General features: G+C 64.5%; 26 protein-coding genes. 20 read left to right on the plus strand and 6 right to left on the minus strand.

The genetic code is table 11. The features are described from left to right. Position 1 precedes the first annotated feature (1 nt). The 3 genes from EV665_RS23680 to EV665_RS23690 are packed head-to-tail and all read right to left on the minus strand — an operon-like array spanning position 2 to position 2,810. Complete coding sequence (locus EV665_RS23680) at positions 2-1,252, minus strand: hypothetical protein (RefSeq protein WP_133035957.1); 1,251 nt, start codon at positions 1,250-1,252, stop codon at positions 2-4. Between the two features lie 51 nt (positions 1,253-1,303). Then, positions 1,304-2,176 carry a DUF817 domain-containing protein gene (locus EV665_RS23685; protein WP_380687685.1) on the minus strand — a complete coding sequence of 291 codons (873 nt, stop codon included), beginning with the start codon at positions 2,174-2,176 and terminating at the stop codon, positions 1,304-1,306. Positions 2,177-2,183: 7 nt separating this feature from the next. Beyond that, positions 2,184-2,810 carry a ribonuclease D gene (locus tag EV665_RS23690; RefSeq protein ID WP_133035959.1) on the minus strand — a complete coding sequence of 209 codons (627 nt, stop codon included), beginning with the start codon at positions 2,808-2,810 and terminating at the stop codon, positions 2,184-2,186. A 110-nt stretch (positions 2,811-2,920) separates the two neighbouring features. Here EV665_RS23690 and EV665_RS23695 point away from each other — a divergent pair, with 110 nt between their 5' ends. Both EV665_RS23695 and EV665_RS23700 read left to right on the plus strand, forming a co-directional pair. Beyond that, positions 2,921-3,199 (plus strand): hypothetical protein, encoded by a 279-nt coding sequence (locus EV665_RS23695; protein WP_064328843.1) that lies wholly within the window; start codon positions 2,921-2,923, stop codon positions 3,197-3,199. 53 nt (positions 3,200-3,252) lie between these two features. Next, complete coding sequence (locus EV665_RS23700; protein WP_133035960.1) at positions 3,253-4,284, plus strand: hydroxyacid dehydrogenase; 1,032 nt, start codon at positions 3,253-3,255, stop codon at positions 4,282-4,284. 49 nt (positions 4,285-4,333) lie between these two features. On the opposite strand, the gene EV665_RS23705 is transcribed toward EV665_RS23700, so the two are convergent. The 3 genes from EV665_RS23705 to EV665_RS23715 all read right to left on the minus strand — a co-directional run bounded on the left by EV665_RS23705 (position 4,334) and on the right by EV665_RS23715 (position 8,079). Continuing rightward, on the minus strand, positions 4,334-4,588 hold the full coding sequence (locus EV665_RS23705) for a GlsB/YeaQ/YmgE family stress response membrane protein (protein WP_064328845.1): 255 nt from the start codon (positions 4,586-4,588) through the stop codon (positions 4,334-4,336). Positions 4,589-4,683: 95 nt separating this feature from the next. Then, positions 4,684-5,973 carry an L-rhamnose catabolism isomerase gene (gene rhaI / locus EV665_RS23710; protein ID WP_133035961.1) on the minus strand — a complete coding sequence of 430 codons (1,290 nt, stop codon included), beginning with the start codon at positions 5,971-5,973 and terminating at the stop codon, positions 4,684-4,686. Positions 5,974-5,985: 12 nt separating this feature from the next. Next, the gene (locus EV665_RS23715; protein WP_133035962.1) at positions 5,986-8,079 is read right to left on the minus strand and encodes a bifunctional rhamnulose-1-phosphate aldolase/short-chain dehydrogenase; all 2,094 of its coding nucleotides are present in this window, start codon (positions 8,077-8,079) and stop codon (positions 5,986-5,988) included. A 200-nt stretch (positions 8,080-8,279) separates the two neighbouring features. Here EV665_RS23715 and EV665_RS23720 point away from each other — a divergent pair, with 200 nt between their 5' ends. The 18 genes from EV665_RS23720 to fliF all read left to right on the plus strand — a co-directional run bounded on the left by EV665_RS23720 (position 8,280) and on the right by fliF (position 26,489). Next, a complete protein-coding gene (locus EV665_RS23720) occupies positions 8,280-9,092 on the plus strand; it encodes a DeoR/GlpR family DNA-binding transcription regulator (protein ID WP_064328847.1) in 813 nt (270 codons plus the stop codon). A gap of 30 nt (positions 9,093-9,122) precedes the next feature. Next, positions 9,123-10,112 carry a rhamnose ABC transporter substrate-binding protein gene (rhaS, locus tag EV665_RS23725; protein ID WP_064328848.1) on the plus strand — a complete coding sequence of 330 codons (990 nt, stop codon included), beginning with the start codon at positions 9,123-9,125 and terminating at the stop codon, positions 10,110-10,112. Positions 10,113-10,426: 314 nt separating this feature from the next. Continuing rightward, complete coding sequence (locus tag EV665_RS23735) at positions 10,427-11,923, plus strand: sugar ABC transporter ATP-binding protein (RefSeq protein WP_133035963.1); 1,497 nt, start codon at positions 10,427-10,429, stop codon at positions 11,921-11,923. Continuing rightward, a complete protein-coding gene (locus tag EV665_RS23740; protein ID WP_133035964.1) occupies positions 11,920-12,903 on the plus strand; it encodes an ABC transporter permease in 984 nt (327 codons plus the stop codon). Before EV665_RS23735 ends, EV665_RS23740 begins: the two co-directional genes overlap by 4 nt. Then, complete coding sequence (locus tag EV665_RS23745) at positions 12,896-13,894, plus strand: ABC transporter permease (RefSeq protein ID WP_133035965.1); 999 nt, start codon at positions 12,896-12,898, stop codon at positions 13,892-13,894. Before EV665_RS23740 ends, EV665_RS23745 begins: the two co-directional genes overlap by 8 nt. Positions 13,895-13,897: 3 nt before the next feature. After that, complete coding sequence (gene rhaM, locus EV665_RS23750) at positions 13,898-14,212, plus strand: L-rhamnose mutarotase (protein ID WP_133035966.1); 315 nt, start codon at positions 13,898-13,900, stop codon at positions 14,210-14,212. A 4-nt stretch (positions 14,213-14,216) separates the two neighbouring features. After that, positions 14,217-15,578: an FGGY-family carbohydrate kinase gene (locus tag EV665_RS23755; RefSeq protein WP_133035967.1), complete on the plus strand. Its 1,362-nt coding sequence runs from the start codon at positions 14,217-14,219 to the stop codon at positions 15,576-15,578. 489 nt (positions 15,579-16,067) lie between these two features. Further along, complete coding sequence (locus EV665_RS23760) at positions 16,068-17,660, plus strand: globin-coupled sensor protein (protein WP_245507807.1); 1,593 nt, start codon at positions 16,068-16,070, stop codon at positions 17,658-17,660. 42 nt (positions 17,661-17,702) lie between these two features. Further along, the gene (locus EV665_RS23765) at positions 17,703-18,002 is read left to right on the plus strand and encodes an STAS domain-containing protein (protein WP_064328855.1); all 300 of its coding nucleotides are present in this window, start codon (positions 17,703-17,705) and stop codon (positions 18,000-18,002) included. Next, positions 17,999-18,364: a chemotaxis response regulator CheY1 gene (gene cheY1 / locus EV665_RS23770; protein ID WP_024270516.1), complete on the plus strand. Its 366-nt coding sequence runs from the start codon at positions 17,999-18,001 to the stop codon at positions 18,362-18,364. Before EV665_RS23765 ends, cheY1 begins: the two co-directional genes overlap by 4 nt. Before the next feature lie 25 nt (positions 18,365-18,389). Further along, complete coding sequence (locus EV665_RS23775; RefSeq protein ID WP_133035968.1) at positions 18,390-20,672, plus strand: chemotaxis protein CheA; 2,283 nt, start codon at positions 18,390-18,392, stop codon at positions 20,670-20,672. Positions 20,673-20,678: 6 nt separating this feature from the next. Further along, complete coding sequence (locus tag EV665_RS23780) at positions 20,679-21,146, plus strand: chemotaxis protein CheW (protein WP_064328857.1); 468 nt, start codon at positions 20,679-20,681, stop codon at positions 21,144-21,146. Beyond that, a complete protein-coding gene (gene cheR / locus EV665_RS23785; protein WP_064328858.1) occupies positions 21,143-22,048 on the plus strand; it encodes a protein-glutamate O-methyltransferase CheR in 906 nt (301 codons plus the stop codon). The genes EV665_RS23780 and cheR overlap by 4 nt, the downstream gene beginning before the upstream one ends. Continuing rightward, positions 22,045-23,103: a protein-glutamate O-methylesterase CheB gene (gene cheB / locus EV665_RS23790; protein WP_064328859.1), complete on the plus strand. Its 1,059-nt coding sequence runs from the start codon at positions 22,045-22,047 to the stop codon at positions 23,101-23,103. Before cheR ends, cheB begins: the two co-directional genes overlap by 4 nt. After that, the gene (locus EV665_RS23795) at positions 23,103-23,492 is read left to right on the plus strand and encodes a response regulator (protein ID WP_023514236.1); all 390 of its coding nucleotides are present in this window, start codon (positions 23,103-23,105) and stop codon (positions 23,490-23,492) included. The genes cheB and EV665_RS23795 overlap by 1 nt, the downstream gene beginning before the upstream one ends. Continuing rightward, positions 23,489-24,043, plus strand: coding sequence for a chemoreceptor glutamine deamidase CheD (gene cheD, locus EV665_RS23800; RefSeq protein WP_064328860.1), 555 nt, complete (start codon positions 23,489-23,491; stop codon positions 24,041-24,043). Before EV665_RS23795 ends, cheD begins: the two co-directional genes overlap by 4 nt. A 95-nt stretch (positions 24,044-24,138) precedes the next feature. Further along, positions 24,139-24,528: a chemotaxis protein CheT gene (cheT, locus tag EV665_RS23805; RefSeq protein ID WP_064328861.1), complete on the plus strand. Its 390-nt coding sequence runs from the start codon at positions 24,139-24,141 to the stop codon at positions 24,526-24,528. A 266-nt stretch (positions 24,529-24,794) separates the two neighbouring features. Next, positions 24,795-26,489, plus strand: coding sequence for a flagellar basal-body MS-ring/collar protein FliF (gene fliF, locus EV665_RS23810; RefSeq protein ID WP_064328862.1), 1,695 nt, complete (start codon positions 24,795-24,797; stop codon positions 26,487-26,489). Positions 26,490-26,987: the final 498 nt, after the last annotated feature.

A 26,987-nucleotide genomic window follows, 5' to 3' on the forward strand; every position in this document is an offset into this window, starting at 1 on the left:
ACTACAGGGCGACGATCTGGCGCGTGATGAGATCGTAGATGCCGTTGTCGTCGACGCGCAGCGCGAAGATTTCCTTGCGCGCCGCTTCGCGCTCTTCCTGTTCCCGCACGCCGGCTGCGTCGAGCTTGCGAACGGCCTCGCCCGTCGTTTCCGCCGGGATGTCCTCCCCGTCGCCGGCTTTCTCGGTCTTGGCGGGGACCTTGTCGGCAAGCTGGGTCGTCTCGGCACCGGCGGCGAGCAACTGGATCGTGTCGAGCGCGGCGGCGGCCGGATCGTCCCGCCGCTTGTCCTCCCGCACGCCCTTGGCCGCATCGGCATGGGCGCGGCCGACCGCGTCCTGGAGATCCTGCACGTCCTCCAGCTTCTCGCCGGCTTCCAGCGAGCGGATCGTCTCCTCGCGTTCCTTGCGCGTTTCCGCGTCCTCGATGCGGGTCGGGTCGCGCCGGGTCCGGTCGAGCTTCAGCTCCTCGATGGTCTTCGGGTTCGCCGCGTCCTCCAGACGGGCGAGCACCTTGCGCATTTCGGGCGTCAGCGCCTTCTCGTCCTCGGCCTTCTCGGCAAGCGCATCCTTCACCCGCCCGGCTTCCGTGCCATAGGGGTTGCGGATTGCCGCGATGAGATCGGTCGCCTTGAGGCCGAGATCGGCAAGGCCGGATTTCTTCTCGAGCGTCGCCACGTCTTCCGGCAGTTCGCCGCGAAGGCGCGTCAGCATGCCGGAAAGGCGCTGCTCGAAATCGGCATCCGCTTCGCCCTCGCCCTGCGTCACGCCGGCGGTCAGCGCAAGGCGGGCGACGAGGTTGGCCGCCGCATCGTCCGACGGACCAGCCATGGCCTGCCTGACGGCGGTGAGCGTGGTGCCAAGCCCGCGAAGGGTGACATTGAGCGTGCTGCCCTTGGCGGGAAGCGAGACCTGGTCGACGAGCGCCAGCCGGTCGGCAAGGCGCTGCGCAAAGGCACGGGCGCCCTCGCCCTCCTGCTGGGTGATGCCGAGCGTGTCGCTGAAGCGGGAAATCAGCTTGGCGAGCGTTTCCCCGCCGCGGGCATTGCTGCCGAAGAAATGTTCGTTGATGCGGGCATTGGCCTGCCGCGCCGTGTCGTCGGAGCGCAGCGGCGCCTGTTTCTGCGTGTCGTCCTTCGGCCGCCCGCTGGCCTTCTCGGCCTCCTCGCGGCGGCGCTCCTCGAGCGTTTCGACGATCGACTGCATCGCCGAGACGGCGGCGGTGGACTGCGCGCTCTGCAGGGGTGTCAACATGGCAACCTCCGGTCTCGCCGGAAGAATAGGCGGGAGGGGATTAACCGCGCGTTAAGCCTGCGCCCGCTGGTTTTCAGGGGGATCGGGCGGCTGCGGCCGGCAGACGATCGTCACGAGCACGAAGCTGACATAGAGCAGGAGATACCACGAGCCGAGCTTGGTGAAGGGCACCATGTGCCAGGTCGTCTGCCCCGGATAGAGCCACACGCCCGTCGCCGTGCCGATGTTCTCGGCGATCCAGAGGAAGATGGAGGTGAGGAAGGCGGCAACGACGAGCGGCATCCAGCGCAGCTTCTCCTCCACCGTGTAATAGATGCGCACGCGCCAGAAGAGGAGCACCGTCGCGGCGAAGAGCGCCAGGCGGATATCGACGAGAAAGTGGTGCAGGTAGAAGTTGGCGTAGATGGCGATTGCCAGCAGCGCCGTCGTCCAGAAGGGCGGATAATGGGTGAAGCGCATGTCGAAGATGCGCATCGCGCGCGCCATGTAGCTGCCGACCGAGGCATACATGAAGCCGGAAAACAGCGGCACGCCGCCGATGCGGATCACGGCCTCCTCCGGATAGATCCAGGAGCCTATATGGACCTTGAAGATCTCCATGGCCGTGCCGACGAGGTGATAGATGAGGATGACTTTCGCTTCCTCGAAGGTCTCCATCTTCAGCTTGAGGAACGTCACCTGGATGGCGAGCGCCATCAGGAACAGCGCGTCATACCGGTGGATCGGCCAGTCCGGCTGCCAGACGAGCTTCGTGGCGATGATCAGGCCCAGCATGAGCCCGCCGAAGAGGCAGGCCCAGGCCTGTTTCAGCCCGAACAGGATGAATTCCGCAAGGCCGGGCGGGAGCGTTTCGAGCCGGCTGCGGATCAGCCGGCGCAGCGGCTCCAGCGTCGGCCCGGTCTGGTGCTGCCATCCGTTCTGCACGGGCGGCTCAGCTATGGGCGAAGATGTCGGTGTCTTCCCAGCCGAGGAGGTCGAGCTTGGCGCGCGTCGGCAGGAAGGCGAAGCAGGCTTCCGCATGCGCCAGCCGGCCGTCGCGCACGAGGCGCGCCATCAGCTTGTCGCGCAGGGCATGGAGATGCAGCACGTCGGAGGCGGCATATTCGAGCTGCGCGGGCGACAGCGTCTCGGCCGCCCAGTCGGAGGACTGCTGCTGCTTGGAAATGTCGACTTCGAGCATTTCCTTCAGATTGTCCTTCAGGCCGTGCCGGTCCGTATAGGTGCGCGTCAGGCGCGAGGCGATCTTGGTGCAGAAGACCGGCGTGGTGGTGACGCCGAAGGTGTGGAACAGGACGGCGATGTCGAAGCGGCCGTAATGGAAGATCTTCTGGCGGGCCGGGTCTTCCAGCATGGCGGTGAGATTCGGCGCGTCCTTCTGGCCGGCGGCAATGCGGATGACATCGGCGGTGCCGTCGCCCGGCGAAAGCTGCACGACGCACAGCCGGTCGCGGCGCGGGATGAGGCCCAGCGTTTCGGTGTCGATGGCGATCGCGCCGGTATAGCGGGCGGCATCCGCCGCCGAGATGTCACCTTCGTGATACCGGATTGCACTTGCCATGAAAAACCCCATCTAAGCTGTCTCTGTGTCCGCTGGCCTATAGCGCATGTTTCCGGCCTGCGGTACTTCTTTATGGATTGCGAAGGACCGGCCCGCGGCCGAAAGACGATATGACGAAACGATTGATCCTTGCCGCCCTCACCGCATTGCTCTTCGCCCCCGTCGCCGGCGCGCAGGTGTTTCATGATCTGCCCGGCGTCGTGACGACCGAGGAGCACGAAGCCGAAGACCAGGTCTTCTGCGCGCCGCATTACATTCCCGCGCCGGAAAACAGCACGAAGCGCCACTGGGGCCGCACCGTCTACAATTGTACGCGCGGCGGGGTGACATCGAGCGGCAGCAACCTGCCGCTGTCGCGCGAGCGGAGCCTGCGCGGCTACGACTGGTAGCACGCCCGTTCATTCCCGGCCGTTCCGGCCGGCGCCATTCATCCGGAGGAGCCATGACCGACGAAAGCCTGCCGCTGGTGATCAGCGCGCCCGAACCGCGCACGCTGGACCTGATCTTCACCCCTGCAGCGCAAGCCGAGCTGCGCCGGACCTATCGCATCGTCGAAGCCGATCCGGAAGACATTGCCGGGCTCGGCGACGCGGTGCTCGGCGAGGCACGCTACATCATCGGCCAGCCGCCGCTTTCCGCCGAAACGCTGGTGCGCATGCCGAACCTGCGTGCGATCCTCAATGTCGAGAGCAACCTCCTCAACAACATGCCCTATGAGATCCTGTTCGAACGCGGCATCCATGTCGTGACGACCGGCCAGGTCTTTGCCGAACCGGTGGCCGAACTCGGCCTCGCCATGGCGCTGAACCTTGCCCGCGGCGTCATCGATGCCGATGTCGCCTTCCGCGACGGCACGGAACTGTGGGGCGGGGAGGGCAACCGGTCCGCGCGCCTCCTCTCCGGTTCCGAGGTCGGCATCGTCGGCTTCGGCGATCTCGGCCGGGCGCTCAACCGCGTTCTCTCGGGCTTCCGCGCGAAAATCCGTGTCTTCGACCCCTGGCTGCCGCCGTCGATGCTGCGTGAAGCCGGTGTCGAGCCGGCCTCGCTCTCCGAGGTGCTGGCCATGAGCGACTTCGTCTTCGTCGTCGCCTCGGTGACGAGCGAGAACAGGGGCTTCCTCGGGGCCGAGGCCTTCGCCTCCATGCGCAAGGGGGCGGCCTTCATCCTGCTCAGCCGGGCGGACGTCGTCGATTTCCCGGCGCTGATGGCGGCGGTCGCTTCCGGCCATATCGTCGCGGCAAGCGATGTCTATCCGGAGGAGCCGCTGCCGGCGGACCATCCGGTGCGCGGGCTGAAGGGCTTCATCCGCTCGGCCCACCGCGCCGGCGCGCTGGACAGCGCCTTCAAGAAGATGGGCGACATGGTGCTGGAGGACATGGCGCTGATGGACCGCGGCCTGCCGCCGATGCGCTGCAAGCGGGCCGAGCGCGAGACGGTCTCGCGCATGCGCTCGAAACCGGTGAGCGTCAACTGAAAAGGCCGTGGCGGAAACCGCCACGGCCTTTTCGTTTCATGGCGTGCGATCAGGCGCGCTTGATGACCTTGATGAGCACGAGCAGGATCACCGCGCCGATCGTGGAATGGATGATCGCGGCGATGATGCCGCTGCCGAGGCTGATGCCGATGGCCGGAAAGAGGAAACCGGCGATGAAGGCGCCGACGATGCCGACAACGATATTGCCGATCAGGCCGAAGCCGAAGCCCGAAACGATCAGGCCGGCCAGCCAGCCCGCAATGGCGCCGACGATGAGGAAAACGAGAATGCTTTCAATGCCCATACGATGCTCCCTTAGACAGTCTCATTCTGTCCCTGTCCAATCTGGCAGCGGTTTTCCGGAAAGCAAGGGGGTCTGAGAACTTCTCTTCGGCGGTATCAGACGATGCCGCCGCCGCCGCTCGCCACGGCCGGCCGTTCCCCCGCCACCTTCGCCCGGTAGCCCGCCGCGCGGTATGTCGCGACTGGCTCGATCGCCCCGCCCGTCTCCAGCCGCGCCATGGCGAGGATCGGCTCGACATCGGTGCGGAAACCGGCCTTCAGCGTTTCCGAGGCCATCAGCGCGTCGTTCGCATCCTGGTAGCCGGTGAGCGCCGCGCGATCGACGATCAGCCCCTGCGCATAGGCCCGGCAGACCTCCATGGCGCTGCGCATCAGGCTTTCGATCGGATCGGTGACATTGTGGCTCTGGTCGAGCATATACGCGGGTGCAAAACCTTCGGCCTGGCGCACTTCCGCATCCACCAGCTCGTTGAAGACGAGGAACAGCCGGTAGGGATCGATCGAGCCGGTATCGAGGTCGTCGTCGCCATATTTCGAATCGTTGAAATGGAAGCCGCCGAGCTTCCTGAACTGGATGAGGCGGGCGACGATCATCTCGATATTGACGTTCGGCGCATGGTGGCCGAGGTCGACAAGGCAATAGGCCTTCGGGCCGAGTTCCTGCGCGATGAGGTAGTTCGTGCCCCAGTCCTGCACGACGGTCGAATAGAAGGCCGGCTCGTACATCTTGTGCTCGGTGAAGAGCCGCCAATCCTCCGGCAGTTCCTTATAGATGGCCTTCATCGCATCGAGATAGCGCTCGAAGCTTTTCGTAAAATTCGCCTGCCCCGGAAAATTCGTGCCGTCGCCGATCCACACCGTCAGCGCCTTCGAGTCGAGCGCCTTGCCGATGGCGATGCATTCGAGATTGTGCTCGACGGCCTGCTGGCGCGTCGCGGCATCGGCGTGCGACAGCGAGCCGTATTTGTAGGAATGCGCCTGCTGCGGCGCGTCGGAAAAGGTGTTGGAGTTCATCGCGTCGAAGCCGAGGCCGAGCGCCTTGCCCTTCTCCTTCAATTCACCGAGATCCGCCACCTTGTCCCACGGAATGTGCAGCGAGACGGTCGGCGTGGCGCGGGTCAGTTGCTGGATGACCGCGCAGTCCTCCAGCTTGTCGAAGATGTTGCGCGGCTCGCCCTCGCCGGGAAAACGCGCAAACCGCGTGCCGCCGGTGCCGACGCCCCAGGACGGCACCGCCACCGCATAGGCCGCGACCTTGCTCTTCACCACATCGATATCGACGCCGCGGCGGGCAAGCTGCGCGCCGAGATGATCATAATCCTGCCGGAGATCGGCGCGGCGCCTGTCGTTCTCGCGTGCGATCACGTCTTCGGAAATCATCGTCATCGGTCGATCTCCTCAGCGCGTGAAGGACTGGGCATTGCCCGCGTCGACATTGATGATGTTGCCGGTCGATTTCGCCGACATGTCGGAGGCGAGGAAATAGATGGCCTCGGCGATATCCTCCGGGAAGACCGAGAGCTTCAGCATGGAGCGCTCGCGATAATGTGCTTCGAGGTCATCCGTCTTGTAGGTCGCGGCGCGCTGTTCTTTCCACTCGCCGGTCCAGATCTTCGAGCCGCGCAGCACGGCATCCGGGTTCACCACGTTGACGCGGATCTGCTCCGAGGCACCCTCCAGCGCGAGGCACCGGGCAAGGTGGATTTCGGCGGCCTTGGCGGTGCAATAGGCCGCAGCGCCGGGGGAGGCGGCAAGGCCGTTCTTGGAGGCGACGAAGACCACGTTGCCGCCCGCCTTCTGCCGGCGGAAGATGCGAAAGGCTTCTCGCGCGACGAGGAAATAGCCCGTCGCGAGAATGCCGATATTCCTGTCCCAGAGTTCCAGCGTCGTCTCCTCGATCGGCGCCGAAGAGGCGAGGCCGGCATTGGAGACGAGAATATCGAGGCCGCCGAATTCCACCAGCGTATCGGCAAAGCTCTTCGCCACGAGCGCTTCGTCGGTGACGTTCATGGAGACCGAGCGCACGACATCCCTGCCGTAGCGGCCGGCAAGCTCGTTCTCGGCCGCGGCGAGCGCCGTCTCGTCGATATCGGCAAGCACCACGCAGGCGCCTTCCGCCATCAGCCGGTCCGCCGTCGCCTTGCCGATGCCGCCGGCCCCGCCGGTGACGAGCGCGATGCGGCCGGCCAGGCTTTTCGGCTTCGGCATGCGCTGGAGTTTTGCCTCCTCCAGCAGCCAGTATTCGATGTCGAAAGCCTCCTGCTCCGGCAGGCCGACATAGTCGGAAACGCCGGAGGCGCCGCGCATCACATTGATGGCGTTGACATAGAATTCAGCGGAAATGCGCGCCGTCGCCTTGTCCTTGGCGAAGGTAATCATGCCGACGCCGGGCACGAGGTAGACGACCGCGTTCGGATCGCGCATGGCCGGGCTGTTGTCCCGCTTGCAGCGCTCGTAATAGGCCGCGTAATCGGCACGGTAGGCGGCGACGGCATCGGCAAGGCCGGCAAGCGTCCTGTCGATATCCGGATCGGCCGGATCGAAATCGACGACCAGTGGGCGGATTTTCGTACGCAGGAAATGGTCCGGGCAACTCGTGCCGAGCGCCGCCAGCGGCGCGAGATTCTTCGAGGTCACAAAGTCGAGCACAGCCTCGCCGTCATCGAAATGGCCGACCTTCTTCTCGTCCCGGCCGATCATGCCGCGGATGACCGGCATCAGCTTTTCCGCAATGGCGCGGCGTTCGGCCGTGGGGAGCACCGGCTTCACCGCGCCGCCGAAGGCCGGTGCGCTGTTGTTCGCCTCGAACCAGCCGATCGCCTTGTTGATGATCTCGATCGTCGTCTCGTAGCATTCTTTCGCCGTATCGCCCCAGGTGAAGAGGCCGTGGCTTTCCAGCACCACGCCGCGCGCGCGCGGATTTTCCAGGCAGAATTTTTCGAGCCACAGGCCAAGCTCATAACCCGGCCGCTTCCACGGCAGCCAGCCGATGTCGTCGCCAAAAATTTTTTGGGTCAGTTCCCGGGAGTTCTTCGCAGCGGCGATGGCGATGATCGCATCGGGATGCATGTGATCGACATGCTTCTTCGGCACATAGGCATGCAGCGGCGTATCGATGGAGGCGGCGCGCGGGTTGAGGTTGAAGGTGCAATGGGGCAGGTACGCCACCATCTCGTCTTCATGCTCGACGCCGCGATAAAGGCCCTTCAGCGCGTTGAGCTTGTCCATGTAGAGCGTGGCGAAACCATCCATCCGGATGGTGCCGACATCGCCGCCCGACCCTTTCACCCAGAGCACCTCGACCTCGCCCGCGCCGAGCGGATCCGTCTCCATCACCTTCGCAGACGTGTTGCCGCCGCCGTAATTGGTGATGCGCTTGTCGGAACCGAGCAGGTTGGAGCGATAGAGCAGCCGCTCGGATTCGCTCATCGTCGACGCCCTGGCGTCATCCCACAGGTTGGCAAGGCGTGCGCCCTGGTTCTTCTCCAGCATCGGCATTTCCTCCCGGTATTTCTCATGCGCAAGGCTATCGCCGCGCCTGAAGGCATGCTTTCAGATCACATGAGAGCACCGCCGATGTCAATCATAAACGATCAAAAACAATCATATTGCGCTGCACAATGAAAAAATATGATTGATCGTGATTGACATTGCGCGGTCGTGATGGAAGCATTGCCAGCATTGGAGGAGCCATGCACGAGAAGGAAAGACACCGGATCATTCTGTCCGCCGTCCAGGAAAAGCCTGTCGTCACCGTGCCCGAACTGGTGGACCTGACCGACAGTTCCGAGGCGACGATCCGGCGCGACATCGCGGCGCTGCATGTGCAGAAGAAGCTGCGCCGGGTGCGCGGCGGGGCGGAGGCGTTGCATCCGCCGCAATTCGTCGGCCTTGCCGGCCGGCCCTTCACGGTCAACGAGACGCTCAACACCCGCCAGAAACAGGCGATCGCCAAGGAGGCGGTCGCGCTCTGCGAGGATGGCGACCCGATCATCATCAACGGCGGCACCACGACGTTCCAGATGGTGCATTTCCTGACCAACCGCCGCATGCAGGTCTTCACCAACTCGTTCAACATCGCCGAGCACCTGCTGAAGCATTCGAAGAACACGATCATGCTGTCCGGCGGCACGATCTACCGCGAGCAGAACATCGTGCTCAGCCCCTTCGACAATGACGTGACGCGCAATTTCTATGCGCGCCGCATGTTCATGGGGGCGCAGGGCATCGGCCCGCTTGGCCTGATGGAGGCCGATCCGCTGCTGATCCAGGCGGAGCAGAAGCTGATCGACCAGGCGGACGAGTTGGTCGTTCTGGTCGATTCCACCAAGTTCAAAAAACGCTCCAGCCTCATCCTGTGCGGGTTGAAGCGCATCGCCACCATCATCACGGATTCGGGCATCGAGGACAGGGATGCCGCGATGCTGGAGGAGGCCGGCGTCAACCTGATCGTCGCGAACGTTCAGGCGGATGCCAAGACTGGGAATGCACCCTCATCGGCGTGAGGCCGATGGATTTCACTGGGAGGAGACGTCGTGAAAATTCTGAAGACACTGCTCGTGACGGCGGCCGTTTCGGTCGCGCTGATCGCCAACACCGCGCAGGCGGAAACGAAAAAGATCGCCCTGGTCGTCAAGGCGCTCGGCATCGGCTTCTTCGAGGCGGCCAACAAGGGCGCGCAGGAAGCCGCCAAGGAACTCGGCGACGTCGAGGTCATCTATACCGGCCCGACGACGACCACGGCGGAAGGCCAGATCGAGGTGATCAACTCGCTGATCGCCCAGAAGGTCGACGCCATCGCCGTTTCGGCGAACGACACGAATGCGCTGGTGCCCGCCCTCAAGAAGGCGATGGACCGCGGCATCAAGGTCATCTCGTGGGATTCGGGCGTGGCGCCGGAGGGACGCTCGATGCACCTCAACCCGTCGTCGAACCCGCTGATCGGCAACATGATCATAAAACTTGCCGCCGATAATCTTCCCGACGGCGGCGACGTCGCCGTGCTCTCGGCCACGGCCACCTCGACGAACCAGAACGTCTGGATCGCGGAGATGAACAAGGTGCTCGGCAACTACAAGGGTATCAACGTGGTCGCCACCGTCTATGGCGACGACCTTGCCGACAAGTCCTATCGCGAGACGCAGGGGCTCATCCAGTCGCATCCGGACCTGAAGGCGATCATCGCGCCGACCTCCGTCGGCATCGTCGCCGCCGCGCAGGCCGTCACCGATGCCGGCAAGATCGGCCAGATCAACGTCACCGGTCTCGGCCTTCCCTCGGAAATGGCCGGCCATGTGAAATCGGGTGCCTCGAAATCCTTCGCGATCTGGAACCCGATCGACCTCGGCTATTCGGCGACGATGATCGCCTATGACCTGATCGGCGGTGCGGAAGCCAAGCCCGGCGCGGAACTGAAGATCGGCCGCATGGGCACCGTCAAGCTCGACGACAACAACGAGGGCGCCATGGCCGACCCGTTCGTCTATGATGCCTCGAATGTCGAGGAATTCGCCAAGATCTTTTGATCCGGCGTTACCTCTCCTGCCTGCCGGGCATCTCCCCCAACAAGGGCGGCGATTTCGTGCAGGCAGGAAAGGTGGGGGCACTGCGATACCCCCCTCTGCCCTGCCGGGCATCTCCCCCTCAAGGGGGGAGACTGGATGGAGCGCCGTTTCGCCCATCTCCGGCGTTGCTGATGAAGCAAAGTTCTTGCCTCTTGCCGATCTCCCCCCTTGAGGGGGAGATGCCCGGCAGGGCAGAGGGGGGCGGATCGCCCGCTATCGAGCATGAAACCCAACCGGTGGACCGAGACTTGTTGCAAGACACGATCACATCGCGGATGAAGCCCGCCATCGCGCTCGAAGGGATTTCTAAATCCTTCCCCGGTGTGCGCGCGCTCGCCGAGGTTTCGCTCGCGCTCTATCCGGGCTCGGTGACGGCGCTCGTCGGCGAGAACGGTGCCGGCAAGTCGACGCTCGTCAAGATCCTCACCGGCATCTACCAGCCCGACGAGGGCACCATCCGCGTCGACGGCGTTGAAACCCATTTCCCGACCGCCAATTCCGCCGCCAAGGCCGGCGTCACCGCCATCCACCAGGAAACCGTGCTGTTCGACGAACTGTCGGTGGCGGAAAACATCTTTCTGGGCCACGCCCCGCGCACCGGCCTCGGCCTGATCGACTGGAAAAAGATGAACGCCAAGGCCCGCGCGCTGCTCGCCCGCGTCGGCGCCGATCTCGATCCGGCGATCCGCCTGCGCGATCTCGGCATCGCCAACAAGCACCTCGTCGCCATCGCCCGCGCGCTTTCCATCGACGCCCGCGTCGTCATCATGGACGAGCCGACGGCGGCCCTGTCGCACAAGGAAATCCACGAACTCTACGAACTGGTCGACCGGCTGAAGGCGGACGGCAAGGCCATCCTCTTCATCTCGCACAAGTTCGACGAGATTTTGCGTATCGCCGACCGCTACACCGTCTTTCGCGATGGCCGGATGGTGGGCGAGGGGCTGATTTCGGAGACGACGCAGGACGACCTCGTGCGCCTGATGGTCGGCCGCGATGTCGGCCAGGTGTTTCCCAAGCAGGACGTCGCGATCGGCGAGCCGGTGCTCACCGTTTCCGGCTATCGCCACCCGACGGAATTCGAGGACATCCATTTCGAACTGCGCCGCGGCGAGATTCTCGGTTTCTACGGCCTCGTGGGCGCCGGTCGCTCGGAATTCATGCAATCGCTGATCGGCATCACGAAACCCTCGGCCGGCGCGATCCGGCTGGATGGCGAGATCAAGGTCATCCGATCGCCGGCGGAGGCCATCGAAGCCGGCATCGTCTATGTGCCGGAGGAGCGCGGCCGGCAGGGCGCGATCATCGGCCTGCCGATCTTCCAGAACGTCACGCTGCCCTCGCTCTCGCGCACCTCGCGTTCCGGTTTTTTGCGCTTGGCGGAGGAATTCGCCCTGGCGCGAGAATATACCGCGCGCCTCGACCTGCGCGCCGCCTCGCTCGACCAGGATGTCGGCACGCTCTCCGGCGGCAACCAGCAGAAGGTGGTGATCGCCAAATGGCTGGCGACGCGGCCGAAGGTGATCATCCTCGACGAGCCGACCAAGGGCATCGACATTGGCTCGAAGGCCGCCGTGCACGCCTTCATGAGCGAGCTGGCCGCCTCCGGCCTCAGCGTCATCATGGTCTCCTCGGAAATCCCGGAGATCATGGGCATGGCCGACCGGGTCATCGTCATGCGCGAGGGCCGCATCGCCGGCCGCTTCGAGCGGGCGGACCTGACGGCCGAAAAACTGGTGCGCGCCGCCGCCGGCATCGAGGAGGCCGCATGAAACGCCTGCTGAAGAACCGCGAAATGCTGCTGGTCGTGGCTGTCATCGCGCTGGTGGCGCTGATCGCGCTGCGCTTCCCGCCCTTCGTGACGCCGGGCAATCTCGCCAATGTCTATAATGACACGTCGATCCTGATCATCCTGGCGCTCGGCCAGATGGCCGTCATCCTGACGCGCTGCATCGATCTCTCCATGGCGGCGAACCTCGCGCTGTCGGGCATGGTCGCGGCCATGCTGAACGCCGCCATGCCCGGCCTGCCGATCCCGCTGATCATCCTTGTCGCCATGGCGCTCGGCGCGGTTCTGGGCTCGATCAACGGCCTGCTCGTCTGGAAGCTCGATATCCCGCCGATCGTCGTCACGCTCGGCACGCTCACCATCTATCGCGGCCTGATCTTCCTGCTCTCCGGCGGCGCCTGGATCAATGCACACCAGATGAGCAATGCCTTCAAGGCGCTGCCGCGCACCACGCTCCTCGGCTTCCCGCTGCTCTCCTGGCTGTCGCTGGTCATCATCGCGCTGATGCTGGTGGTGATGCGGCGCACGCCGCTCGGCCGCGCCTTCTTCGCCGTCGGCGGCAATCCGCATGCGGCGGTCTATACCGGCATCGATGTCGGCCGCACGCGCTTCTTCGCCTATTGCCTGTCCGGCACGCTGGCCGGGCTTTCCGGCTATCTCTGGGTCTCGCGCTATGCGGTCGCCTATGTCGATATCGCGGCCGGCTTCGAACTCGATATCATCGCGGCCTGCGTCATCGGCGGCGTGTCGATTGCCGGCGGCATCGGCTCGGTCGGCGGCGCGGTGCTCGGCGCGCTCTTCCTCGGCGTCATCAAGAATGCGCTGCCGGTCGTCAACATCTCGCCCTTCGCCCAGATGGCGATATCAGGCATGGTCATCATCATCGCCGTCGCCGTGAACGCCCGCGCCGAAAAGCGCAAGGGCCGGGTGATCCTCAGAAAAGCGGAGGCGGCCCATGGCTGAGACCCCGATGGTCGCGCGCCACATCCCCGACCGGCTGGAAGGCCGCGGCGCCCGCCTCGTCAAGAGCTGGGAAACGCTGCTGATCGCCGTGGCACTGGCGATCTTTCTCGTCAATTCCTTCGCCTCGCCCTATTTCCTCGATCCGTGGAATCTGTCCGACGCCACCTTCAATTTCACTGAAAAGGCGATGATCGCCTTCGCCATGGCGCTGGTCATCATATCAGGCGAGATCGACCTTTCCGTCGCCTCCATCATCGCGCTCACCTCCACGGTGATGGGTTATGCCGTGCAACTCGGCTTCGATACGCCCGCGCTGGTTCTGGTCGGCCTTGCCGCCGGCCTTCTCTGCGGCGCCTTCAACGGCCTGCTCGTCACCGGCCTAGGCCTGCCCTCCATCGTGGTGACCATCGGCACGATGAGCCTTTTTCGCGGCCTCTCCTTCGTCATCCTCGGCGATCAGGCTTTTACCGGCTACCCGGCGAGTTTTTCCTGGTTCGGCCAGGGTTATGTCTGGTGGGTCTTCTCCTTCGAATTCTGCCTCTTCCTCGCCCTTGCGGTCGTCTACGGCGTGGTGCTGCACAAGACGAATTTCGGCCGCGCCGTCTATGCCATCGGCAACAACCAGACGGCCGCGCTGTTCTCCGGCGTCCGCGTCGGCCGGGTGAAATTCGTGCTCTTCCTTTTGACCGGCCTGATGGCGGCGATCGCCTCGATCTGCCTCACCGCCCGCCTCGGCTCGACGCGCCCCTCCATCGCGCTCGGCTGGGAACTGGAAGTGGTGACGATGGTCGTGCTCGGCGGCGTCAGCATCCTCGGCGGCTCGGGCACCATTCCCGGCGTGGTGCTGGCGGCGCTCATCATGGGCATGGTGACCTTCGGCTTCGGCCTCCTCAACGTGCCCGGCATCGTCATGTCGATCTTCATCGGCCTGCTGCTGATCTCCGTCATCGCCCTGCCGATCCTCTATCGACGCTTGCGCGGGAGCCATTGAGCCATGGAAAAATACGCCTTTCGCATGCGCCTCAACCCCGGCATGGCCGCCGAATACAAGGCGCGGCACGATGCGATCTGGCCGGAACTCTCCGCGCTGCTGAGGGAGGCCGGCGTCTCCGACTATTCCATCCATCTGGATGCGGAGACGAACCTGCTCTTCGGCGTGCTCCGGCGGCGCGACGACCACACGATGGCGGACCTGCCGAACCATCCGGTGATGCAGCGCTGGTGGGCGCACATGGCCGATATCATGGAGACGAAGCCGGACAACGAGCCCGTCGCCGTGCCGCTCGTCACCGTCTTCCACATGGAATGAGCCGATGAAGACCATCGCCATCATCGATATCGGCAAGACGAATGCCAAGGTCGTGCTCGTCGATGGCGAAGACTTCCGGGAAGTCGCCGCACGCACCATGCCGAATGGCGTGGTGAACGCCGCGCCCTATCCGCATTTCGACACGGAAAAGCTCTGGGCCTTCATCCTCGAAAGCCTCGCCGCGCTCAACAGCGAGCGCCCCATCGATGCGATTTCGATCACCACGCACGGCGCCACCGTCGCGCTGGTCGGCGAAGACGGCGACCTCGTGCTGCCGGTGCTGGACTACGAGCATGACGGCCCGCAGGCGCTTGCGGAAGACTACCGCGCCATCCGCCCGCGCTTCGAGGACAGCGGCACGCCCGTGCTGCCCGTCGGCCTCAATGTGGGCCTGCAGCTCTATTGGCAGTCGAAGGCGTTTCCGGACGCTTTTGCCAGAACGCGCTGGCTGCTGATGTATGCGCAATACTGGTCCTTCCGCCTCACCGGCATCGCCGCCAGCGAGGTGACGTCGCTCGGCTGCCATGCCGACCTGTGGGAGCCGCGGCGCGGCCGCTTTTCCAGCCTCGTCGAAAGCGAGGGGTGGACGCGCCTAATGCCGCCGGTGCGCAAGGCCGGCGACGTGCTCGGCCCGATCCATCATAAGATCGCGGCGGCGACGGGCCTCGCGCCGGATGTGCCCGTCCATTGCGGCATCCACGATTCCAATGCCTCGCTGCTGCCCTATGTGCTGACGCGTCCCGCGCCCTATGCCGTCGTCTCCACCGGCACCTGGGTCGTGGTGATGGCGATGGGCGCGCGGCCGGTCGTGCTGGACGAGGCGCGGGATACGCTCATCAACGTCAATGCGCTCGGCGAACCGGTGCCGTCTGCGCGCTTCATGGGCGGGCGGGCCTTTTCCCTGCTCGGCGGCAAGTCCGGCGACCTGCCGGCCTCCGCCATCGCCGAGGTTTTTGAGCGCGGTGCCATGCTGCTGCCGTCCTTGCCGGAGGAATCCGGGCCGTTCCCCGGCCGCAAGGCGACCTGGACCGTTGCACGCGAAGAATTGAGCGAGGATGCGGCGCAAGCCGTCATCGCCTTCCACCTCGCCCTGATGACGGCGACCTGCCTCGATCTCATTGGCGCGGCCGGGCCGGTGATCGTCGAAGGCCCCTTTGCGGCCAATCGCGCTTTCCTGGCGATGTTGAAGGTGGCGACGGGGCGGCCGGTGCTCGCCGGCGGCGGCGCGACCGGCACGAGCGTCGGTGCAGCGTGCCTTGCCGCGGGGGGCGCGCCGGAGCCCGCACTGGTCTTGGTGGAGGAGGGGTTGCCGCAGGGTGCGGCGGACTACGCCGCGCTGTGGCGCAGGCTTGCCGCCGAGAACTGAAGGCCGCTCAGAAAACCCGACCCTTGGCCGGGATGCGGCCTGCATCGATATCGAGAAGAAGATAGATGGCGGCCAGCGTCGCTGCTGCAATCACCGTGGCGCCCAGTCCCAGAACAATCATTGCCCGTTCCTCCTGACATCATTGTCAGTTCAGGCTTCGACCCTACGCGCGCGAGCTTGCGCGTGGCTGACGTTGGGTCGGATGAGTTTAATTTTAGCAATGCGATAAGCAAGCCATGAAGCATTAACCTTCAGGCAAGGAATTAACCATAAACATTGGACTACACGTCGGAATGGGAAATTCGCCGTTTCTCACCCAGGCATGATGCCGAACCGCCGTACCGGATTTAGCCGGTATTCGAGTTTCACCGAATTTGATCATGGATCGTCGGCTGCCAAGGCTTGGCCCCCGCTCCTCCATGCGAAAATTCAGCGGCTGTCCCAAGGGCGGCCGGGCATCACGGGTTTGGGAGCATACGGGTGCAGGAAATGCCGGCAGAACAGGCTCGAACGGGACAGGCGGCCAGCCTGCGCGACCGTTTGCGCTTTGCCGGTGTGGAAGGCGCCCAGGGCGATACGCTCCGCCGCCATCGCCAGACGCTCGAACGGCATGTCGAAACGGCGCTTCGCGACCTCTTCCAGCGTTTCCAGACCTTTCCCGATGCCGCCCGCCACTTCCACAGCGAGCGCCAGATCGACCGCCTGCATGACCTCCAGAGTTCCCACTGGAGCGTGTTGACCGACGCGCGGTTCGACGGGCTCTATGCGGAACGCGTCAAGATCCTCGCCGACAGCGAAAGCCAGATGGGCCTCGACCCGCGCTGGCGCATCGCCGGCCATTCGATCGTCATGGAGACGGTCGTCAACGGCCTGATCGAGGAATACTGGCCGAAATCCATCCTGCCCGGCGGCAAGGCGCGCCGCCAGGAACTGACCGACCTCATCTCCGCCTTCCTGCGCACCGCCATGGTGGATGCCGAGATCGGCGTCTCGCTGCGCTTCAACGAACTGCGCCACGCCCACCACCGGGCGCTCGGCGAGCAGCGGCGCGAGGACCGCGCCGAACTCGACCGCGTCTTCGGCGAGACGATCCGCAGCCTCTCCCAGCTCGATTTCTCCGCCCGGGTTTCCGGCGAGATGCCGGATGCCTGGCGCGACATGGCCGAGACGCTGAACGGCGCGCTCGACGAGATCCAGTCCCGCCTCACCTCCGCCGCCGACCGCGCCAGCGAAAGCGACCGTCTCGTCGGAACGCTCGCCTCCGGCGCCGGCGCCCTTTCGGCCCGGTCGGCCGAGCAGTCCGCGAACCTGATCGAGACGGCCAATGCCCTGGGCTCCATCGTCGAGCGCGTGCGCCAGACGCTCGGCGAGACGCGCAAGGCACAGTCCGCTGCCGCCTCCACGCAGGCCTCGGTCGCGCTCTCGGGCAACATCGTCGGCGAAGCGATGTCGGCCATGGCGGATATCGAAGCTTCGGCGGAAAAGATCGGCCAGATCATCGGCGTGATCGACGAGATCGCCTTCCAGACCAATCTCCTGGCGCTCAATGCCGGCATTGAGGCCGCGCGGGCCGGCGACAGCGGCCGCGGCTTTGCGGTCGTCGCGCAGGAAGTGCGCGCGCTCGCCCAGCGTTCGGCGGATGCGGCGCGCGAGATCAAGCAGCTCGTGACGGGCACCAAGGCGCAGGTCGAGGCCGGTGTCGAGCATGTGCATCGCACCCAGGACGCGATCGGCAGCATCGTGCGCCAGGTCGAGGGCATCAACGAGGCCATCACCGGCATCGTGCGTGAAAGCGCCGTCGATGCGGAAGGGCTCGATGGCGTGACGGCGGATATCGGCCGTGCCGGCCGCGCACTGGAGGCGGATGCGTCCGATGCCGGCCGTCTCGGCGGCGCAGGCGCGGATTTGCACACCGTCATCCTCGAACTCGGCCGGACGATCCGCGAATTCCACGTTTCCGCGCAGCGCGATCCGCGCCGTCCGGTGCGGCCCGCCGAGGTGCGCGCGGCGCCGGAGCGCGACGAGCCGCAGGCTTCTTCCCTCGATTTCCTGGCGGCCCGCGCCGTCGGTTTCGGAGGCTGAGATGATTTTGGTGAGACACTGTTTCAGACAAGGAACACGGTAATGGCGAGCAGGAAAGCCGCTCAGAAAAGTTTAAGCCTTGCCCCCGTTCTCGACCTCAACGAGGCGACGGCGCTGCACCAGCAGCTCATGAAGCTCAAGGGCAATCCGCTGGTCATAGATGCATCGGCGGTCGAGCGGGTCGGTGCGCTTTGCGCCCAGGTCCTGATGGCCGGGGCGAAGAGCTGGGAAGAGGACAGGCAGCCCTTCACCTTCGGTAAGGTGTCCGATCCATTCATGAAAACGATGCAGCTTATCGGCGTAAATATCGATCACTTGCTGGCACAGGAGGCTAGGCAATGAAGAAAAAAGTCCTGACCGTGGATGATTCCCGGACAATCCGGAACATGCTTCTGGTGACGCTCAACAATGCGGGCTTCGAGACCATCCAGGCCGAAGACGGCGTCGAGGGCCTGGAAGTTCTGGAGAACGCCAACCCGGACGTCATCGTCACCGACATCAACATGCCGCGCCTCGATGGTTTCGGCTTCATCGAAGGCGTGCGCCGCAACGAGAAATACCGGGCGATCCCGATCCTCGTGCTGACGACCGAAAGCGATGCGGAAAAGAAGAACCGCGCCCGCCAGGCTGGCGCGACGGGCTGGATCGTCAAGCCCTTCGATCCGACCAAGCTGATCGACGCAATCGAGCGCGTAACCGCCTAAAATCACTAGTCCAGGATTACTCCCGATGGATATGAACGAAATCAAAGAGATCTTCTTCCAGGAGTGCGAGGAGCAGCTCGCGGAACTGGAATCCGGTCTCTTGAAGCTGAATGACGGTGATCGCGACCCCGAAACGGTCAATGCCGTGTTCCGCGCCGTGCACTCGATCAAGGGCGGTGCCGGTGCCTTCGGCCTCGACGATCTCGTCTCCTTCGCCCATGTGTTCGAGACGACACTGGATTGCGTTCGATCCAACAAGCTGGAGCCCACCCAGGACGTCCTGAAGGTCATGCTGAAATCCGCCGACGTGCTGGCGGACCTGACCAATGCGGCGCGTGACGGCGGCAGCGTCGACGAGGCCCGCAGCCGCACCCTCATCCGTGAGCTGGAAGCGCTCGCCCATGGCGAGGCGCCGGCCGCTGCCGAAGCGCCTGCGCCGAAACCCGCAGCCGCTGCCCCCAAGGCAGCAGCACCGGCGCCGGTCGTCGAAAAGCCGCCGGTCAACGACGAAGGCTTCCAGCCGATCCCCTTCTCCTTCGGCGATTTCGACGAGGAGCCGGCCGATCGCTACGTGCCGACCTGCCAGGTCGTCTTCAAGCCGAAGAAGGATCTCTACGCCAAGGGCAACGAGGCTGTGCTTCTCCTGCGCGATGTCTCGCGCCTTGGCGAGATGAGCGTCTACTGCGACATGGACAGCCTGCCGCCGCTCGACAAGATGAACCCGGAGGAGGCCTACTTCTCCTGGAAGATCTCGGTCACGACCGACAAGGGCGAGGACGGCGTGCGCTCCGTCTTCGAATTCGCCGAGTGGGACTGCGATCTCGACATCCACACCATCGAGGAAGACGTGGTCGGCGAGGCATCGGACGACGAAGAGCTGCCGATGCAGCCGGTACCGTTCGACCTGTCGATGCTCGACGAAGGCGGCCCGTCCGCCGGCGGGGAAGAAGAGCCGACCGCGGTTGAAGGCGATGCCGCCGCTGCCGTCGCCGCTGCCGAAACCGCCACCAAGGTTTCCCAGGCCGCCAGCCGCGCCGCCGAGAACGCCAAGGCGGCCGCCTCGGCTGCCGGCGCTGCGCAGGCGAACCAGGCCGCTGCCGCCGGCCAGACGATCCGTGTCGATCTCGACCGCGTCGACCGCCTGATCAACCTCGTCGGGGAACTCGTCATCAACCAGGCGATGCTCTCGCAGAGCGTCGTGGAGAACGACAACAACGGTGCCTCTTCCATCAATATGGGCCTCGAGGAGCTGCAGCAGCTCACCCGCGAGATCCAGGATTCGGTGATGGCCATCCGCGCGCAGCCGGTGAAGCCGGTCTTCCAGCGCATGGCCCGTACCGTTCGCGAAATCGCCGACATCACCGGCAAGTCGGTCCGCCTCATCACCGAAGGCGAGAACACCGAAGTCGACAAGACCGTCATCGACAAGCTCGCCGAGCCGTTGACGCACATGATCCGCAATGCGGTCGACCACGGCCTCGAAATGCCGGAGAAGCGCGAAGCCCTCGGCAAGAACCCGGAAGGCACGGTCCGTCTCACGGCAAAGCACCGCTCGGGCCGCATCGTCATCGAGCTGGCCGACGACGGCGCCGGCATCAACCGCGAGAAGGTGCGCCAGAAGGCCATCGACAACGACCTGATCGCGGCGGACGCCAACCTGTCGGACGAGGAAATCGACAACCTGATCTTCCATGCCGGCTTCTCCACCGCCGACAAGGTGTCGGACCTGTCCGGCCGCGGTGTCGGCATGGACGTCGTCAAGCGTTCGATCCAGGCGCTCGGCGGCCGCATCTCGATCTCTTCGAAGCCGGGCCAGGGCTCCGTCTTCACCATGAGCCTGCCGCTGACGCTTGCCGTGCTCGACGGCATGGTGGTCACGGTCGCCGGCCAGACGCTCGTCGTGCCGCTGACGGCCATCGTCGAGACGCTGCAGCCGGAGGCCTCCGCCATCCACTCCTTCGGTGCCTCGCAGCGCCTCATCTCCATCCGCAATTCCTTCTGCCCGCTGGTGGATGTCGGCCGGATCCTCAACTTCCGCACCATCCAGGCCAACCCGATCGAAGGCGTCGCGCTGCTCGTCGAATCGGAAGGCGGCGGCCAGCGCGCCCTGATGGTCGATGCCATCCAGGGCCAGCGCCAGGTGGTCATCAAGAGCCTGGAGGCCAACTACACCCACGTGCCCGGCATCGCCGCCGCGACCATCCTCGGCGACGGCCGCGTCGCCCTCATCCTGGACGTCGATGCGGTGGTCGCCGCTTCGCGCGGCCAGTCCCTGAAACAAGACATCTCGCTTGCTGCCACCGGTTAAGAAGCCATGACGACGTATGCGGTAAAGAATCTCACGCACGGACGCGAACTGATCGCCTTCAGGATCGGCGAGCAGGAGTTCTGTGTGAACATCATGTCGGTCCGGGAGATCCGTGGATGGACCCCGGCGACGTCGATGCCGCACGCGCCGCCCTATGTGCTTGGCGTCATCAACCTGCGCGGCGCCGTGCTGCCGATCGTCGACCTGTCGCTGCGTCTCGGCATGAAGCCGGCCGAGCCGACCGTGCGCCATGTCATCATCGTCGCCCAGGTCGGGCCGAAGGTGGTCGGCCTGCTGGTGGATGCGGTCTCCGACATCCTGACCGTGACGAACGAGAACATCCAGCCGACGCCGGACATCGCCAACGAGGCGGAGAAGGCCTATGCCCGTGGCATCCTCGCCATCGAGGGCCGCATGATCTGCCTCATCGAACTCGATTCCCTGTTCCCGCATACCGAAAGCGAAGCCGCATGACCTATTCCTCGGCCATCGACACGCGGCAGCCGCCGGATGAGTGCCTGGCAAGCGGCGAATATCCGCTGACGCGCAAGGACCTCTCCGAGATTGCGGCGATGATCTATGCGGATGCCGGCATCTATCTCAACGAGACCAAGGCCTCGCTCGTCTATTCGCGCCTGTCGAAGCATATTCGCCAGCTCGGCCTGAAGGGTTTTCGCGAATATTGCGCGCTCGTGTCCTCGCCGGCCGGCGCGTCGGCGCGCAAGGAAATGCTGTCGCACCTGACAACGAACTTCACGCGCTTCTTTCGCGAGAACCACCATTTCGAGCATCTGAAGAGCGAGGTCCTGCCGGAGCTTCTCGCCCGTGCCCGCAATGGCGGCCGCGTGCGCATCTGGTCGGCCGCCTGCTCGGACGGGCAGGAGCCCTATTCGATCGCGCTCACCGTGCTCTCGCTGATGCCGAACGTCGCCGACTACGATTTCCGGATTCTCGCGACCGACATCGACCCGAAGATCCTCGCCGTCGCCCGGGCCGGCGCCTACGACGCCAATGCGCTCGAAACGGTCAACCCCGCCATGCGCAAGCAGTTCTTCCGCGAGACGGATACGGGCGGCCGGCAGAAGTGGCAGATCGACGACCGGGTCAAGCGGCTCATCACCTTCAACGAGCTGAACCTGATGGCGCAATGGCCGTTCAAGGGGCCGTTCGACGTCATCTTCTGCCGCAACGTCGTCATCTATTTCGACGAGCCGACGCAGATGAAGATCTGGTCGCGCTTCGCCGGCATGCTGGGCGACAACGGCCACCTTTATATCGGCCACTCCGAGCGCGTCTCGGGCGAGGCGAAGAACCAGTTCGACAATATCGGCATCACAACCTACCGCTACACCGGCAAGCACAGGAGGAGCGCATGATGGCACCCGCGCGCGTACTCGTCGTCGACGATTCGCCGACCATGCGCGGCCTGATCACGGCCGTGCTCAATGCCGACCCCGAGGTCAACGTCATCGGGCAGGCCGGCGACGCAATGGAAGCCCGCAACGCGATCAAGCAGCTCAATCCGGACGTCGTGACGCTGGATATCGAGATGCCGAACATGAACGGGCTCGAATTCCTCGACAAGATCATGAAGCTCAGGCCCATGCCGGTCATCATGGTCTCGACGCTCACCCATCGCGGCGCCGAGGCATCGCTGATGGCGCTGGAGATCGGTGCCTTCGATTGCGTCGGCAAGCCGCAGCCGGGCGATGCCCGCCCCTTCGGCGACCTTGCCGAAAAGGTGAAGGCCGCCGCCCGCTCGCAGCGCCGCCAGCTCCGCACGGACGTGCCGCCGCTCGCGCCGACCGCCGCCAACGTCAACCCGGCCGCCGCCTACAAGCCCGGCCGCCGGGTGATCGCCATCGGCGCCTCGACGGGCGGCGTGGAGGCGCTGATCGCGGTCCTGCAGAAATTCCCGGTCAACTGCCCGCCGACGGTCATCACCCAGCACATGCCGCCGACCTTCACCAAGAGTTTTGCCGACCGCCTGAACCGGCTCTGCGCTCCCGTGGTGCAGGAGGCGACGGACGGCGCGCGGCTGGAGATCGGCAAGATCTATCTGGCGCCCGGTGGCGAACGCCACCTTCAGATCGCCAACCCGCATGCGCCCTGCTGCCGGCTGGTGGAACGGGATCCGGTCAACGGCCATCGCCCGTCGGTGGATGTGCTGTTCGATTCGGTGGCCGAGCTTGCCGGCCGGAACGCCGTCGGCGTCATCCTCACCGGCATGGGCCGGGACGGGGCAAGCGGTCTGTTGAAAATGCGCCATGCAGGGGCGCGGACCATCGGCCAGAACGAAAAAACCTGCGTCGTATATGGAATGCCGCGAGTGGCTTTCGAGCTTGGCGCCGTAGAACACCAGTTTCCGCTCTCCTCCATCGGGGAGGAAATCTTGAAAATCACTGCGGCCCGTAGAGAAGGGAGCGAATAATGTCTATCGCTGAAAAAATCAAAGTCCTCATCGTTGACGATCAGGTGACCAGCCGCCTGCTGCTGGGCGATGCCCTGCAGCAGCTTGGCTTCAAGCAGATCACGGCGGCCGGCGACGGCGCGCAGGGCATGGCCATCATGTCCCAGCAGCCGCACCATCTCGTCATCTCCGACTTCAACATGCCGAAGATGGACGGCATCGAGTTCCTCCAGGCGGTGCGGTCCAACCCCACCACCAAGAAGGCGGCGTTCATCATCCTGACCGCGCAGGGCGACCGCGCCCTGGTGCAGAAGGCGGCGGCGCTCGGCGCGAACAACGTTCTGGCCAAGCCGTTCACCATCGAAAAGATGAAGGCGGCCATCGAAGCCGTGTTCGGGGCATTGAAATGATATCAGACGCCGGGACGCGCCGCGTCCATGTCATTCAGGGCGAATACAAGGTCCTCAACGACCCGAATGTGGTGCTCACCACCATTCTCGGGTCCTGCGTGGCCGCCTGCATGCGCGACCCGGTGATTGGCGTCGGCGGCATGAACCACTTCCTGCTGCCGGGCTCGGCCGAGGCCATGGCCTCGGGGGGCGATGCGACGCGCTACGGCGTGCATCTGATGGAACTTCTGATCAACGGCCTCCTGAAGCAGGGCGCGCGGCGCGACCGGCTGGAAGCGAAGATCTTCGGCGGGGCAAGGACGATCGCGCGCTTCTCCAATGTCGGCGAGCAGAATGCGCGCTTCGCGCGGCAGTTCCTGATGGACGAAGGCATCAAGGTCGTCGGGGAGAGCACCGGCGGCGAACATGGCCGCAAGCTGGAATACTGGCCATCGAGCGGCCGGGCCCGGCAATATGCCCTGACGGGCGTCGAGACGCAGAAGACGGTGGCGCTGGAACAACGGCCCGTACCCGCCGCCAAGCCTGTCGAAAGCTCGATCGAATTCTTCTGAGCGGCGGTTTCGCCGCAAGGACGCGAAAGTACGAACAGTATTGCGTAGTCGGCCGTCCCAGAAGGAGACGGCCTCGTACGGGAAAAGGGTAACCCATGCAAGCCGAGTATCTGAGTGCAGCCACTGCCATGGAGGAAGCCCTTCCGGATGTCCTGATGCGGATCGTGTCCGAACTGCACGATGTCGCCTATCTGATCGAGCGCATAGAGCCGCAGCTTGCCGGCGTCCACGGCGATGCCGTGCTGGATGCCGCCGAGCGCATGATGGTGCTCCAGGGCATCGACCTCGCCGTCCAGAAGACGCGGGGTCTCGCCGAGTTCATCGACACGATCACCGCAAGCATTCCCGATAGCTGGATCGTCGATGTCACGACGGCGCTCAATCTGGTGAAACTTGCGGACATGCAGAAGGCGCTGAGCAACGGAATGCGCCACGGCCACTCCCAGCCGCTCGGCAAGGCCGCTGGCGATTTTGAAGCCTTCTAGCCAGTTCCTCAATATAATCAGGATGTTCGGCGGCGCCTTCGGGGCGCCGTCTTTCGTTTCGCTGCTTTCGTTCCGCGCGCGGCAACGAAATGCTCGCGCAAGTTTCACGGTCTAGTCTCCAGCCCGGATCGGTTAGATCCGCGTATTCCATGGGGCAGGTCGGTGCGTGCGGAAATGTACCGGCTCCGTCCCACGAGATTGAAAATGCGTCTGATCGCGCCGGCATGTCGGCCGGGGTCCAGGCGACTAGTCCGTGCGGGAACAGAATGAATCTGTTGGAACAGTTGACGAAAGTCTACAAGAACCTGGCTTCGCTGGGGCAGGCGAAACTCGCGATGCTGGCGGGAGCCGCCGTCGTTTCGATCGGTCTCGTGCTTGCCGCGGGGATCATGGTCAACAAGCCCGCCTATGAGACGCTCTATGTCGGCCTGGAAAAGACCGACGTGAACCAGATCAGCCTGGCGCTCGCCGAAGCCAGTATCGATTTCAACACCGGCACGGACGGATCGAGCATCGATGTGCCGGTCGGCCAGACGGGCAAGGCGCGGCTTTACCTGGCCGAGCGCGGCCTGCCGAGCAGCGCCAATTCCGGCTACGAACTTTTCGACAAGGTCGGCTCCCTCGGCCTCACCTCCTTCATGCAGGAGGTGACGCGTGTTCGCGCGCTCGAAGGCGAGATCGCCCGCACCATCCAGCAGATCAGCGGCATCGCCGCCGCCCGCGTGCACATCGTCATGCCGGAGCGCGGCAATTTCCGCAAAGCCGAACAGGTGCCGACCGCTTCCGTCATGATCCGCGCGAGCGCGCAGGCAGGCCGCGAATCGGCCGCCGCGATCCGCCATCTCGTCGCCGCCTCGGTGCCGGGGCTGGAAGTTGACGGTGTGACGATCCTCGATTCGGCCGGCCAGTTGCTCGCCTCCGGCGACGATGCGGAGAACGGTGCGATCAACCGTTCGCTGACCGCCGTTCAGACCGTGCAGAGCGAAGTCGAGCGCAACATCGAAAAGGCGCTTGCGCCCTTCCTCGGCATGGAGAATTTCCGCGCCAGCGTCACCGCCGCGCTCAACATGGATACCCAGCAGATCCAGGAGACGGTCTACGATCCGGAATCGCGGGTCGAGCGCTCCGTCCGCGTGACGCGCGAAAGCCAGAAGTCGCAGCAGCAGGCCGACAACAAGGCCGCCACCGTCGAGCAGAACATTCCGCAGGGCGGCCCCGAAGGCCAGGCCAACGGCCCGCAGTCGAGCGACGAGGCCGACAAGAAGGAAGAGCAGACCAACTACGAGATCAACAGCAAGACCGTTGCCACCATGCGCAACAGCTACACGGTCGAGAAGCTGTCGGTCGCCGTCGTGGTCAACCGCGCCCGCCTTGCGGCCATGGTCGGCGAGCCGGCCGACCAGGCGAAGGTCGATGCCTATGTCGCGGAGATGCAGAAGATCGTCTCGTCCGCCGCGGGCCTCAATGTCGAGCGCGGCGACGTCATCACCATCACCGCCATGGAATTCCTCGATCACCAGCTTCTCGACGAAGCCGTGGCGGGGCCGGGCGTCATGGAAGTGCTGACGCGCAATCTCGGCGGCATCATCAATGCGCTCGCCTTCCTCGGTGTCGCCTTCGTGGTGGTCTGGTTCGGGCTTCGTCCGGCGGTTCGCTCAGTCACCGGCGGCGGTGCCTCCGCCAATGCGCTGGACAGTGACATGGGCGGCCTCGAACTGCCCGACTTCTCGCCCGCCGCCGGCGTCGGCGGCCCCGGTGCCACCCTCATGGACGGCTTCGGTGCGGACTTCGGCTTCGACAGCACGGACGACCTGCTCAATGCCGGCGACGATGGCGACGGCGCCTTCAACCGCCGCGTCAAGGAAGGCCCGGAGCGTCGCCTCAGCCGCATGGTCGAGATCAGCGAGGAACGCGCTGCGAAGATCCTGCGCAAGTGGTCGGCCGAAAAGGAAGCCGCCTGATCAAGGCACCCGAAGAGGAACAGCGACGCGGCCGGAAACGGCCGCGTTTTCGTTTGCGCAGAAAAAAGCGATGTCCGTTTTTGACGTCTGCCTGTCGCTTTTCGGCAACGCTCATTCAGCCCCCTCGCAGCAATTTTGTCTTACTGGCGTCCCCACCATCGGAGCATGCGTTCACGGGGCCGTGATCGGTGAAAAAATTTTATCGCCGCTGCGGTTGAGTGAGGCGCCCGCAGGTTGCAATTTTTCCACGAATTAGCGATACCTTTTGCGGTTTCGTCGACCATGCCGCGCCAATAATTCATGGTTAACAATGGGTTAACTTATCGTTTCCCATCGATGGTCGGCAAGCAAATCATCTTGCACGTGTCGACTCACAGAAGCCGGCAAAAGTAAATCCCGAGAAGATGGCGGTGGTTTTTAGCGATGGCCGATGTACACTTTAGTTACTGATTCGCTTGGTGATTCTTGCCGATGCGGCCTGACCGGGAAGGGTTCGGA

This window comes from Shinella granuli (assembly GCF_004341885.1).
Taxonomy (GTDB): domain Bacteria; phylum Pseudomonadota; class Alphaproteobacteria; order Rhizobiales; family Rhizobiaceae; genus Shinella; species Shinella granuli.